The organism is Pseudomonadota bacterium (genome assembly GCA_039033415.1).
Taxonomy (GTDB): Bacteria; Pseudomonadota; Gammaproteobacteria; order Xanthomonadales; family SZUA-38; genus JANQOZ01.
Genome location: JBCCCR010000003.1, coordinates 51,545 through 64,702, shown reverse-complemented (window position 1 = coordinate 64,702; position 13,158 = coordinate 51,545). Strand labels below are relative to the sequence as shown.

Genomic DNA, 13,158 nt, shown 5'->3' with positions numbered 1-13,158 from the left:
ACTTCAAAATGGATGGGTCTTCAGCCATTCGAGATAGTCGGAAAACGCGTCGTCAATCCTGTCGAACGCCGGCCGCCAGCCAAAGTCCTCCCGGAGTCGATTGGCGTTGAATCCAGCTTCCGGCTTGCCGTTGCCGTCCAGGAGGTCCAGGTTGATCTCGATGCGTTCCTCTGCATCAGGCACCAGCCGATACAGCGTTTCCAGCTGGTCCCGGGCGATGTCGTTGAAGCCGCTCGACACGTTGTAGACCGGGCGCGGCAAATGGTCCGCCAGCATTGTCGTCACAATTGCGCTGGCGCTGTCTTTGACGTAGCACGATGCGGTACCTGAAAGGATGTTCCAGAACTCGTGCACCGGCAGCCCCAGATAACCGACACGCCCGGCCAGCGATGAGATCCGGCCGGCGGCAGCATGGGTCACCAGGCTGAATGGGTTGCCCATCGCGGTATAGCCGGGACCCCACTGAATCGGGTAGCGCAGCGCAACCACCTGCAGCGGCCGATCGATACTTTCTGTTGCCAGCCCCGACGTTGGTGCCGGCATCGGTATTGAGTAGTCGAAGGCGATCATCTCCACCGCACGCTTAACGGCCGTTTCAAACTCCGGAATGCGGGGCAAACCGAGTTTTTCTTCCATGGTGCCGGCGTAGGAGACTCGCGTTGGAAAGGTGGCCGTCTCATCAAATGGGGGGTTGAGTCCGCCGTAAATCGCCACCGAACTGGCGAGGACAACCCGTTCAACCCCGGTGGACTGAGCGCCGTCCAGGCAGTTCAGCGTCATCGGATAGATGGCATTGCTGGCGGCCCGCGTTCGCGCATACTGGTGGGCGTGGGCGAGCATCACCACCCCGGAAAACTGGTGCCGTGCGTAAAGGTCAAAAACTGCGGCGGACTGGCTTAAGTCGACATATTCGATCGAGATGAGTTCGTTCTTTCCCGCCAGCGTTTCGCCGGCGTCGTCGTGACGCTTGCGGCTTGTGATGACCACGGGAATGCCGCGGTCGGCAAAAGCGCGGGCTGCATTGATGCCCACAAATCCGGTGCCACCGGCGATGAGAATTTTCGTCATCAGGGTGTTTTAACGACCGTGTTACGCACCTCGCCAAGCCCGATGCGCGGAGCACCATCCCGTTCACACCAGCCTCGAAGCACAACGGTATCGCCATCGTCGAGAAAGCCGCGGGTTTCTCCATTGCTCAGGGTGAGCGGATTTCGCCCCCCGCTGGTCAACTCCAGGAGACAGCCACTCTGGTCCAGCTCGGGTCCCGACTGGGTGCCGCTTCCCAGCAGATCGCCCGGCCGCAGGTTGCAGCCACTGACGGTGTGGTGTGTCACCATCTGGGCCATGGTCCAGTAGCAATCGGCAAAGTTTGAGTGGCCAATACGCTCTGCTGGCTGGCCTTCGCGGCGCATGGAAGACGTCTGCAGCAGCACTTCCAGATGCATATCGACGGCGCCGTGCGACGTATTGTCATCACTGGTCAGATACCCGAGAGGCTGGGGATCCTCGGGCGCGCGGGAAAAGGGCGCGCGATACGGCGCCAGCGCCTCCAGCGTGACGATCCAGGGCGAAACGGTGGTTGCAAAGTTCTTTCCCAGGAAGGGTCCCAGCGGGCGCGCTTCCCAGGCCTGGATGTCCCGCGCTGACCAGTCATTCAGCAAACCCACGCCAAACACACAGTCTTCCGCCTGCTCGATGGTGACCGGTTCGCCTCGGGCGTTGCCCGTGCCCACATAGAAGCCCAGCTCCAGCTCGTGGTCGAGTCGTTCGGTGGGCGCGAGGACCGGCGGTGACTCGCGATCGCGCCGAAGCTGCCCCAGGGGCCGATGCACCGTCTCGCCGGATAAACCGATGCTGGATGACCGGCCGTGATAACAAATTGGGATCCACGAGTAATTAGGGGGCAGGGGATTGTCAGGACGGTAGACGCTACCCGCTTTGGTTGCGTGGTGGATCGAGGCAAAAAAATCTGTGTAATCCCCAATCGTGCAAGGCAACGCGTGATCGATTTCTGCCTGCGGTACGAGGCAGGCCCGCCAGGGGACTTCCCGCGCTGCTCCGGCGCGCAGTTCTCGCGAAAGGTGACGGCGCACCGCGGTCCAGGTTGGTTGCCCGAGGGCCATGAACCCATTCAACGATGACTGAGTGACCGTGCGAACCGCCTTCGGGTCCTGGGCGTCGAACAGGCCAGCCTCCGCCGCTGCCCTGAGATCAACGACCTGATCGCCAATCGCGACACCGCCTCTAAAGGATTCCTGCAGGTCGCGGCGACGAAAGACCCCAAAAGGCAGATTCTGAATCGGAAAGTTCGAACGGGGTTCGTTCGCTGATTCAACCCAACTGGTTAACGCGGGGTCATGGGTCTCGTTAAGCCCCGCCATTGCGCTCAGTCACTGGAACGGGATAGCAACAGGTCGACCATCATCTGGGCATGTCGATCGATGATTTCCTCACTGCTGACGTCGACATCGAACAGCCGCGCGGCTTCGGGTGCCATAGAGAAAATTAGCGCGCCTCCACCGGCAAAGATGTAGTGCCAGTGGATAAACTCCTCGTCGGTCAGGCCGAGATCCTCTTTGAGCTGCACGCGAAGCCCAATGGTGTCGGACTGCAGGAAGTTGTCGACCAGCCAGTGCATTCGCCAGCTGTCGTGTTTGCCTTCCTGGATCATCAGCCGATTGAATTCCGGGTTGGCGGCGGCAAACCGCACGTAGCTGCGAATCGAGTAGGCGACCCGCTCGTGCGCAGACAGGTCGCGAACGAGTTCTTCCCGGGGACTCATGAACCCACGAAGTTTTTCGATCAGGTGGCGGGCGGCGGCCTCCCAGATACCGTCCTTATTCCCGAAATGATAGTTGAGCAGATTGCGCTGCACGCCCGCGCGAATCTCGATGTCGCGCACGGTTACGGCGTCAAAACCACGCTCGGAAAACTCGTGGATAGCCGTATCGAGGAGTTGTTTCTTGGTTTTTTCCGCTCGTTCCTGCGGTCGGCGCTGGCGGGTTTTTGTGCTGGTGGCTTCCACCTAGGCGATCTCAAACAGGCCAGCAGCTCCCATGCCGCCACCGACGCACATGGAGACAACAACATATTTGACGCCGCGGCGTTTGCCTTCAATCAGCGCATGGCCGGTCAAGCGTGAGCCGGTCATGCCGTAAGGATGACCGATCGAAATGCTGCCGCCGTTAACGTTGTAGATGTCGGGATCGATGCCTAGGTGATCCCGGCAGTAAAGGCATTGCACGGCAAACGCCTCATTGAGCTCCCATAGGCCAATGTCATCGACGGTGAGACCGGCTTGCTTAAGCAGCTTCGGCACCGCGTAAATTGGCCCAATGCCCATTTCTTCAGGCAAGGTGCCAGCAACCGCCATGCCACGGTAAATTCCGAGCGGTTCGAGCCCGCGTTTTTCGGCGAGGCTGCCCTCCATCAGTACGCAGGCTGATGCCCCGTCGGAAAGCTGGCTGGCGTTGCCGGCGGTGATACAGCCTCCCTCAACTACGGGGTTCAACCCCTGCAATCCTTCCAGTGTCGTTCCTGGCCGATTTCCCTCATCCCGGTCGAGCGTCACCTGCTCGTAGCTGACCTCCCCGGTTTCTTTGTCTTTGATCGCCTTCGTTGCGGTAATCGGAACGATTTCGTCGTCAAACTTGCCCGCCGCCTGGGCGGCAGCCGTTCGCTGCTGCGACTGCAGGGCGTATTCGTCCTGCGCATCGCGGCTCACGTTGTATACCTTGGCGACGTGTTCTGCGGTATGCAGCATGGGCATGTAGGCGTGGGGTTGGTTGGCTATCGAGTTTTCGTCGGTTACCGAGCGCGACCATTCGAAATATTGGTTTTGCACGGCGGTGATGTTCTCCTGTCCTCCCGCCAGGGCCACATCCTGGCCGTCGACAATCACCTGCTTGGCGGCTGTGGCGATAGCCATGAGGCCCGAAGCGCATTGACGATTCATCGTCTGGCCTGAAACTTCTGCCGGCAAACCTGCCGCCAGGACCGCGTGTCGGGCGACATTGCTCCCGGCGGTGCCGCCCGTCAAAGCGCTGCCCATGACGGCGTCTTCAATCTCCTTGCCGTCCACGCCTGCACGTTCCACCGCATGGCGGATCACGTGACCGAGCAAAGTCGGAGACTTTATGTTATTGAGCGATCCGCGGTAGGCTTTGCCAATGCCGGTTCGGGCGGTGGATACAACAACAGCTTCTCTCATGGGATCCAGCTTCTCCGGGTTGTTCAGTTGGGTGGAGTGACCTAGTTATCCAGTCGGGTTAGCAACAGGTCTACCATCATGTCGGCATGCCGGCTGACGATATCGTCCGCACAGACGTCAATGCCAAACAGTAATTGGGCTTCCGGCGCCATGGAAAACATCACCGGAACGCCGCCGGCGAAGAGGTAATACCAGTGCACAAAATCTGCGTCGTCCAGGCCGACATCCCGCCCCAGCATGGCGCGCAGCTCTTTGGCGTTCTCTCGAACGAAGTTGTCGACGATCCAGCGCAGCCGCCAGCTTTCCTGCTTGCCTTCCTGGATCATCAGCCGATGCAGCTCGGGGTTGCTCGCCGAGTATCTCGAGAAACTTCGGATGATATAAGCCACGCGTTCGCGCGGGGGCAAGTCGCGCATGAGTTCCTGCCGCGAAGCCATAAAGGCGTCCAGGCCCTCGAAAATCTCCTGGGCCGCAGCTTTCCAGATGTCGTCTTTACTGCCGAAATGATACTTAAGAAGGTTTCGCTGAACGCCGGCCTCGACCTCGATATCGCGGACGGCCACCGCATCAAAATCATGTCGCGTGAATTTTTTAATCGCCACGTCAAGCAGTTTGCGCTTGGTGGTCTCAGCGCGCTCTTGGGGTCGACGCTTGCGAGTGATTGGTGAGCTTGCTGCCAAGCTGTCTTTTCCCATGTGTTGTCCGCGGCGACGAAAGCCCAATAATATAGCGGAGCCGCTGCGTGGAGAATTCAAGTATATATACGTATATATTTGTCGGTAAGCAAAATTACGGGTTATTGAGTTCCTCAGCAAAGCTGCTGCCGCGTCAAGTTCTGGCGTGACGTCCACCGCCATCGGGTATCCTTCCTGCAGCCTGGAACGGCAGGCCAGACTCGGCGAACCTCCCGCGTAATTTTCGTGAGCACAGTTAGTCGGGATGACGATAGAGTTCCAGGACATCTTTATGAGGCATCATCCAGGAACCTCCGGATCGCGCCGTTGACGGCCTGGGGATTTTCGATGTGCGAGAAATGATTGGCATCGACGAATTCGACGCGTAGATCTTTGACAAAGTCCGCCGACTTGGCGTATTCCTCGGGGTGCTGCCCGGCGTCGTAACGCCCCTGCAGAATGAGGATAGGCATCGACATGTGGCCAAACAGAAAACCATGTCGGTCCTTGTGTTCGATGTCGAAGTTGTTGGACTGAAAGTAGCGACGTACGGCCTTTGCGACACCCTCGAATTTGAATTCGTAGTTGAGGCGCTTAATGGTGCTTGGGCTCAGGCCCGCCGACATCACCTTGTCATAGATAACGTTGATGACGTTTTTGTAGGCAAAGTTGCCTTCACCCAGCCGGGTTGCAAACATTTCATGGGGCGGACGCGGTTCGCCGTGCGGTTCGTTAAATGACTGCTGCATGCGTACGTAGCGGGTGATGCGTCCCTTGAGCGACTCGATACTGGTCATGTGGTCGGCGATCACGGCACCCCGATCGTGGGCGATCAGGATGAAGGCATCGATGCCAAGTTGGTCGATCAGCGTGGCGGTTTCTTTGGCCATCCCTGCTGCGCTGTAGTCAAGGTCCAGCCGTTTGTCGCTCTGGCCGTACCCTTTGCAGTCGAGCGCCACCACATAGTAGTCCCTGGAAAGGTTCGAAATCTGGTGATGAAACGCCCACCAGGACTCCGGCAATCCGTGCAGCATCACAATGGGCGTGTTCTGCGGATCTCCGGCGGTGACAAAATGCCAGATAACGCCGGCGGCCTCGGCATACCAGTGGGTGGCGGGCGTGCCGTCCTGCAGAATCTCGATCTCGCCGTGGAGATTGGCCGTATTTGGCGGCGGTGGCGTCGCTGGATAGCGCAGATCGTCCGCAACTTGTGGGCCCACGGTGGGCTGGCCGGTGTGTGAGTCCGGCCAGATGACGCCCTGAATGGCGTTCACGAGGTGGTAAGGCGGTGGCGGGGGACGCCGGGTGCCCATGAACTGGTAGATCAACACCAGCATGATCAGAACCAGCAATAACGTCGTCACGATCGCTACAATCCGGCAACGTTAGCGAGCGTTGTGTTGTCCGACCTCTGCTGATGGTGCATGGCGGTCCGCAGCTCGACGATTTTCGGCGGCTCCATCACTTCTTTTGCCAGTTCCGGCCGAGCCTTCAGCGCGGCAAACCAGCGATACAGGTTTGGGTGCATGCCCTCCAGCGGATAACCCGAGCCGTGGAGACGTACGCAGTAGATGAACCAAGCAATATCCACTAAGGAAACGTCGTCACCGAGCAGGTAGGGTGAGGTTTCGAGGCGATGTTCCAGGTTGTCAAATGCCGCCTTAAAATTGGCGACGGCCTCGCGAACTCGGTCGTCCGATATACCCCCATGCTCGCGCATCTCGCGATGAAACCGAAGCTCCTGTTCCTTATGTGAATCCGCCTCACCGCCGACGGTGCCGGAGCCGAGCTTCACATATTGCTGATCCAGCTCTTCGGGACGCGGCGGCACGCCGGGGAAAAAATAGCGGAATGAGATGGCCCGCAGATCATGGTGTAAGGCATCTTCAGTATCGAGAAGCTCCTGCGCCTCAGCGTTGCCGTCGGCGGGAATCAGCGGCGGCTCCGGAAACTTGTTTTCCAGATAGTTCAGGATGTCGTTGCTTTCGATAATGACCTTGCCGTCGTCAACCAGCACCGGTACCAGTCCACGCGGATTGATCCCCATAAACCACTCGGTGTAGTTCTCGCGCTCCGGGAGATTGACGTGATGGGATTCCCACTTGATCCCTTTCAGGTGCAGAAAGATGCGGGTCTTCTGCGAACAGGAAGAGCCCATGAAATGAAGCAGGTGGATGCCTTCCCAATCGAGCACTTCGCGGGTCCGAATGTCATCGTCTCTGAGTATTGGCATAGTTCTATCTCAAGCTGGGTTTGGCGGGCCTAATTGAGCCATCCGATTACTTTGAATTTTGTTTCACACCACCAGCTGCATTCGCCGGGGTAAAGCGCGCGAAGTTCGGCTTTCAGCGGTGACTCGGCGGGCAGGATAACTTCATTGGCGGCGAGATAGTTATCGTATTCGCTGAGGAGTTCTTGGAGCTTTTCCGGCATCGCCGACGCTAGGTCCCGAACCTCGCCCGGGTCGTTAGCCAGGTTAAACAGCTGCCACTGGCCGGAGCCCAGGGGTGGGCCGATGTTGCTGATTTTCCACTCACCTTTGCGAAGTCCGCGGTTGCCAAACAGGTGCACGCCGAAGGACGCTCGAACGGTTTCAGTCTTCCCGGCCAGCGCCGGCATTAGGGAAGCGCCTTGCGGTGCAACCTTTCCTTTGAACAGATCATCGTCCTCTGGGCTAACGCCGACGAGTTCGTAAATGGTTGGGGCTATATCGGTGACGTGGGCCAAGGCCTTATTGAATGTGTTCGCAGCCACCCCCGGACCGCTCACAATCAGCGGCGAGCGAATGCCGCCTTCGGCCACCGTGTTCTTAAACATCTTCCAGGGAGTCCCGGCCGCGCTGGCCCATTCGCGACCCATGGAGGTGAAGCTGCGCGGCTTGCCCGGCGTCACCCAGGTTTTGTCCCAGTTCTCTTCGAGCCAATCTTTGGTCACGCCCGGATAGACAAATGGGCCGGTTCTCCCGGCGCCATTGTCGGAAAAGAATACGATATAGGTGTTCTCAAGCTCTCCCTGCGCCGTCAAATAGGCGATTACGCGACCAATCTGCTGATCCATCAGCTCGACCATCGAGGCATAGATCTCCATCGGCCGGGAGTCGACGTCCCGCTCGGCTGCGCTTCGCTCGTTCCAGGGCTCGGCGTGATTCGGAAACCAACCGGGAAATCTGGCATACGGCCAAAGGCCCGCCTCGGCGGAGATCAGGCCCAGTTCGACCTGGCGTTTCGCTCGGGCCTCACGCGTGGCGACCGGGCCGATGTCGTAGTGGCCATCGTAGCGGTCCAGCCATTCATCCGGGACCTGCAGAGGGTCGTGAGGCGCAGTGAAGGCCAGATAGGCAAAAAACGGAGTCTCCCGTTCCCGGGCGTCAAGGTATTCCAGGATCTTGTCGGTGTACCCGATGCTCGAGTACCAGTCGGCAGGCAGCGTTTTGATCGTCTGCCCATTTTCCACGTAATGGGCGACTTCCATCGGGCTAATCGACAGCTGGTCGCCAAAATGGCTGGCGCCGCCCGGGATCAGAGCAAAAGACTGGTCAAAGCCCCGATTCTGCGGCTCCTGGGCCGTGTCGTAGGACAGGTGCCACTTGCCGGCCATGAAGGTCTGGTAGCGCTTGGATGAAAGCACTTCGGCCACCGTGACAACGCCGTCGTGTAGCTGGCCTTCGTAGTTGATGCCCACCTGATTGGCGGCGCGCAGGCCGGACTGAACGCCGAGCCCTGCCTGGTGGTTGTCGACGCCCGTAATGAGCATGGAGCGCGTGGGGGCGCAGGTAGGCGCAACGTAATAGTCGGTCATCAGCGTGCCGCGCCGGGCCAATTCGTTCAGCGTCGGCGTGCGAATTTCCCCGCCCAACGCGCCAACGTCGGACCAGCCCATATCGTCGGCCACAATAACGAGAAAGTTAGGTCGTTTTTTTGGGGCTTCGTCGGTGTCCTGCGCGAGCGCAATTCCTGACAGAAACAGTGCGATTAGGCCCAGCATCTTGATCGACTGCCGGGGACTGGGGAGATATGGAACGGGGAAGGGTCCGATCACGGCCATTTACTTATTATTTGATGCTAGGCAAAATATAATCGAATAAAATATGTCTAGCAACACAAAAAATGTAGGCGAAAAATGACCTCAGCCGACTTCAGATCCATCGTCTCCGCAGCAAATCGCCAGCTTGGCACCAACAACCGAAATCGGATAATCGGGGGGTCAGCCGGCAGCAACATCCGGTTTGAGCTTTATCACGCCGGCCCGTCGCTCTGTTCACACAAGGTGCGCACCGTGATGGCGGAAAAGGAGATTACCTACCGGTCTCACGATATGAACATCATGCCGGACGGCAAGGCGATCCCGGAGAACTACCGTCCCACCTACGTGCGCATGCGGCTGCTCGGGCAGCACAACGAAGGTTATGCCACGGGCTACACCGGCGAGTCCTCGGTCAGTCAGCAGGGGCTTGATCCGTGCGTGGTGCCGACCCTGGTCGATCACCAGAAGGAGCACGTCGTCGTTGACTCCTCTGCCATCTGTGAGTATCTCGAGGGCGAAGTTGACACCGGTACTCGGCTGGTGCCGGAAGGCCTGGCGGAAGCCATTGCTGAACAGGGCGACATTGTGGATCGGGCGCCGCACGTGGCGATTCTCTATGGCGCTAATCCGGACGGTGACCGCAGGCCCCCCGGTCTCGCCTCCAATATCGAGGGTGTTCAGGATCGCAAGATCCGAGCACTCAACGCGATGGCTGCTGAACTGCATCCGGGAGACCCGCTGATTGAGGCCTACAAGGCGAAGATTTCCAAGGAATCCGGCAGCGACAAGTTTGTCCACGACGCTGACAGCATGCGCCACGCCTACGCCGAGATGGCTAACCACGCTGATGACCTCGAGGCCCAACTGAAGACCCACTCTGGCCCATGGACCTTCGGTGCCGATTTCACCATGGCCGACGTGATGTGGACGGTCAGCCTATACCGCCTCTACTGGCTGGGTCTGGGGGACTCGCTGAAAGGTGCCGCGGGCCGGCCGCGCGTCGAAGAATATGTGGCGCGGGCGTTTTCGCGGCCGTCGTTTGAATTCGCGGTTGTCAATTGGCCCTTCGGCTACTCGCCATCGCCGCACGTGCCGGAAATGGACAGTTTTGGCTTCAAGATGAAATTCCTCGCGACCATGATCGGGCGGCGCAGCTGGCGCGAAGCGCTGTTCGGCTGATTCAGCAACGCCCGCGTGTCAAGCCTCTACCGAATTATCGGGTCAGAGCTGTCTCCGTTTTCGGTCAAGATCCGATCCTGGTTTCGATTCAAAGGTATCGATCACGAATGGATTGTTGCCAGCGCAGCAGCTCGAACCGAGTTCCAGGAGCACTTCCGAATCCCGGTGATCCCCGTCGTAATCACGCCGAACGGCACCGGGATGCAGGACTCAACCCCCATCATCGAGAAGCTTGAGTCGGTCAGCGACGGTCCGACTATGGATCCCGCGGATCCCGCGTTGCGATTTGTCTCCTGCCTGCTTGAGGAATTCGGAGACGAATGGGCTAATAAGTGGATGTTCCACTTTCGCTGGGCGCGCCCGGTGGACCAGCGGAGCGCGGCGCTTCGAATTGCCGCCATGCGTGAGCCGGACGTGGAAATCGATGCCCTCACCTCGGCGGCGGACGCGGTCATCGAGCGAATGACCGGGCGCGTATGGTTCGTCGGATCCAACGAACACAATGCACGGCACATTGAAAACGGGTTCAGCGAAGCCCTGTCTTTGCTCGACGCACATCTGGCGTCCCGGGCTTATCTGCTGGGAGATCGGCCGGCGTTTGCCGACTTTGGACTGGCGCCGCAGATCCAGAGCGCGGCCACCGATCCCTCGCCGGGCGCCTTGATCCTCGCAAGGTTTAATCACGTCCTGGCGTGGCTGCAGCGCATGATGTGGCCACGGGTTGAGGGAGACTTCGAGTCCTTGGATGAGCTGGCGCCGACGCTCACCCCTTTTCTGGCCAGCCAGGTGGGTGCGCGATTTCTGCCGTGGTCGCTGGCCAACCGGGAAGCACTGAAGTCGGGCGCGGAGTCATTCAGCGTCGAACTTGCGGGGCACACCTGGACTCAGAGGCCGCAGAAATATCACGCGAAATCTCTGGCAGCACTGCAGCAGAAGTTCAACGGCCTGGTGGACCGGCAGGCGCTCGATCCGATCCTTGGTGACGCCGGTTGTTTGCAGCCTTTGCTGGCCCTGAACGATGGAGCCTGACCTGGCTTAACCTCCGCCGTCTCACAAGGAACCCGCTCATGAGCGAACCTGTAACCTTCACCACCCACGGCGATATCGCCGTCGTGACCATTGATTATCCGCCGGTCAACGCGCTGTCGCTGACGGTGCGACAGGGGATTGATGACGCGGTTGGCCGTCTGAACCAGGATGTTGCGCTCAAGGCCGCCGTCCTGATCTGCGCCGGCCGCACGTTTATTGCCGGGGCAGACATTACCGAGTTCGGCAAGCCGCCAGTGGACCCGATCACACCGGATTTGATGCTTACCATTGCTCGGAGTCAAAAGCCGATCATCGCTGCCCTGCATGGAACGGTGCTTGGCGGTGGATTTGAGACGGCTCTCGCGTGCCACTACCGCATTGCCCATCCCGGGACCAGAGTTGGCTTTCCGGAGGTGACGCTCGGCCTGCTGCCCGGGGCCGGCGGTACCCAGCTGCTGCCCAGGCTCGCCGGTATTCCGGTTGCGCTGGATCTGATCACCTCCGGTCGGCAGGTGAAGGTGCGCTCAGAACTGGGTCGCCAGCTTGTGGACGAGGTGGTCGATACGGAGAGCCATGACGCGCTGTTAGACGCTGCGCTTAACGCAGGCCGACGCCTTATCGATAGTGGGGCCGCAATCCGGCGCCTAGCCGATGTGGTGCTCGAACAAGACACTCAGTACGCCAGCCTGTTCGCACAGTGGCGGGACAGGATGGCGAAAAAGAAACGCGGTCAGCTGGCGGTTCAGTACGGCATCGACTCGATTGAAAACGCCGTACAGCTGCCCTTTGATCAAGCGATCATCGAGGAACGGCGGCTGTTCCAGGCCTGTCGAGAATCGTCCCAGTCGCGTGCCATGCGCCACGCTTTTTTTGCCGAGCGGCGCTGCGCGAAGATTGAAGACGTTAACGAGTCGGCGCAGCCTAGGTCGGTTGAGCAGGTGGCCGTTATTGGTGCCGGTCTCATGGGCGTCGGGATTGCGATCTGCTTTGCCAACGCCGGAATCCCGGTTGTGCTGCTGGAGCTTGATCAGACCAAGGTGGACGCGGGTCTCGACAAGATCCGGAGTAACTACGAACGTCAGGTCAGCCGCGGTCGGATGGAGGAAGCTGAGCTTGCCAGGCGATGCGATCTCGTAGCCGGGACTACAGAATATAGCGCCCTGGCTGATGTCGATCTGGTTGTCGAGGCGGCGTTTGAGAGCCTGGACGTCAAGACCATCATCTTCACGGAACTGGACGCGGTCTGTAAGCCTGATGCGATTTTGGCCAGCAACACGTCCTACCTGGATATCGATCAGATCGCGCAGGTGACCCGTCGCCCGGAGCAGGTGGTGGGCATGCATTTTTTCAGCCCCGCCCACATCATGAAATTACTCGAGGTGGTTCGGGCGGCTGATACGTCAGACGAGGTGCTGTTGACGATCGTTGCATTGGGCAAGCGATTGCAAAAGATTCCCGTTACCGTCCGGGTTTGCTACGGATTCGCCGGCAATCGTATTTATGCGCGCTACGGTGCAGAGGCGCAGAACCTGTTGCTGGAAGGGGCGACGCCGGACCAGGTTGACTCGGCGTTCCGCGACTGGGGGATGGCCATGGGTCCGCTGCAGGTGGTTGATCTCACCGGCCTGGAAATTGGTTATAAGGCCCGCAAACACCAGCCGAATCTGCCTGACGATCCCACTTACTTTGCGCTGTCCACGGTATTTGTGGAAGAGGGCCGAATCGGGCAGAAGTCCGGTGCCGGGTTTTACCGATACGAAGACGGCCAACGCCTGGTGGACGACGGTGCCATCACCCTGATTCGCGAAACGGCGGCCCGACTGGGCATTGAGCAAAGGAAGTTTTCCGCTGACGAGATCTGCCGGCGGCTGGTGTCGGCCATTGTGGACGAGGGCAGGGCGGTTCTTGCCGAGGGGATCGTGCAGCGAGCCAGCGATATCGATGTGATCTGGCTAAACGGCTATGGATTTCCTCGCTACCGTGGAGGTCCTATGTGGTACGCGGAAGAAGAAGGTCTGTAGGTTAGCCATCCGTCGCACCGGG

11 protein-coding genes are annotated in these 13,158 nt (G+C 59.4%); 3 read left to right on the top strand and 8 right to left on the bottom strand.

The annotated features are described in order from the left end of the window. Nucleotides 1-3 precede the first annotated feature (3 nt). The 8 genes from AAF358_03170 to AAF358_03135 form a co-directional block, all read right to left on the bottom strand. Nucleotides 4-1,068, bottom strand: coding sequence for an NAD(P)-dependent oxidoreductase (locus tag AAF358_03170; protein ID MEM7704524.1), 1,065 nt, complete (start codon nucleotides 1,066-1,068; stop codon nucleotides 4-6). Then, nucleotides 1,068-2,381 (bottom strand): fumarylacetoacetase, encoded by a 1,314-nt coding sequence (fahA, locus tag AAF358_03165; protein MEM7704523.1) that lies wholly within the window; start codon nucleotides 2,379-2,381, stop codon nucleotides 1,068-1,070. The genes AAF358_03170 and fahA overlap by 1 nt, the downstream gene beginning before the upstream one ends. A 5-nt stretch (nucleotides 2,382-2,386) precedes the next feature. Further along, nucleotides 2,387-3,025, bottom strand: coding sequence for a TetR family transcriptional regulator (locus AAF358_03160; protein MEM7704522.1), 639 nt, complete (start codon nucleotides 3,023-3,025; stop codon nucleotides 2,387-2,389). Continuing rightward, nucleotides 3,026-4,210, bottom strand: coding sequence for an acetyl-CoA C-acyltransferase (locus AAF358_03155; GenBank protein ID MEM7704521.1), 1,185 nt, complete (start codon nucleotides 4,208-4,210; stop codon nucleotides 3,026-3,028). Nucleotides 4,211-4,251: 41 nt separating this feature from the next. After that, complete coding sequence (locus AAF358_03150; GenBank protein ID MEM7704520.1) at nucleotides 4,252-5,067, bottom strand: TetR family transcriptional regulator; 816 nt, start codon at nucleotides 5,065-5,067, stop codon at nucleotides 4,252-4,254. Between the two features lie 107 nt (nucleotides 5,068-5,174). Then, on the bottom strand, nucleotides 5,175-6,248 hold the full coding sequence (locus AAF358_03145; GenBank protein ID MEM7704519.1) for an alpha/beta hydrolase: 1,074 nt from the start codon (nucleotides 6,246-6,248) through the stop codon (nucleotides 5,175-5,177). Nucleotides 6,249-6,253: 5 nt separating this feature from the next. Continuing rightward, nucleotides 6,254-7,117, bottom strand: coding sequence for a glutathione S-transferase family protein (locus AAF358_03140; GenBank protein ID MEM7704518.1), 864 nt, complete (start codon nucleotides 7,115-7,117; stop codon nucleotides 6,254-6,256). A 29-nt stretch (nucleotides 7,118-7,146) separates the two neighbouring features. After that, nucleotides 7,147-8,868 (bottom strand): arylsulfatase, encoded by a 1,722-nt coding sequence (locus tag AAF358_03135; GenBank protein ID MEM7704517.1) that lies wholly within the window; start codon nucleotides 8,866-8,868, stop codon nucleotides 7,147-7,149. A 135-nt stretch (nucleotides 8,869-9,003) separates the two neighbouring features. Here AAF358_03135 and AAF358_03130 point away from each other — a divergent pair, with 135 nt between their 5' ends. From AAF358_03130 to AAF358_03120, 3 genes are read left to right on the top strand one after another with little or no spacing between them, the layout of a single operon-like run. Continuing rightward, nucleotides 9,004-10,086 carry a glutathione S-transferase family protein gene (locus tag AAF358_03130; GenBank protein ID MEM7704516.1) on the top strand — a complete coding sequence of 361 codons (1,083 nt, stop codon included), beginning with the start codon at nucleotides 9,004-9,006 and terminating at the stop codon, nucleotides 10,084-10,086. A 15-nt stretch (nucleotides 10,087-10,101) separates the two neighbouring features. Beyond that, nucleotides 10,102-11,115, top strand: coding sequence for a glutathione S-transferase family protein (locus AAF358_03125; protein ID MEM7704515.1), 1,014 nt, complete (start codon nucleotides 10,102-10,104; stop codon nucleotides 11,113-11,115). A 38-nt stretch (nucleotides 11,116-11,153) separates the two neighbouring features. Then, nucleotides 11,154-13,136 carry a 3-hydroxyacyl-CoA dehydrogenase NAD-binding domain-containing protein gene (locus AAF358_03120; GenBank protein ID MEM7704514.1) on the top strand — a complete coding sequence of 661 codons (1,983 nt, stop codon included), beginning with the start codon at nucleotides 11,154-11,156 and terminating at the stop codon, nucleotides 13,134-13,136. The last annotated feature ends 22 nt before the right edge of the window (nucleotides 13,137-13,158 follow it).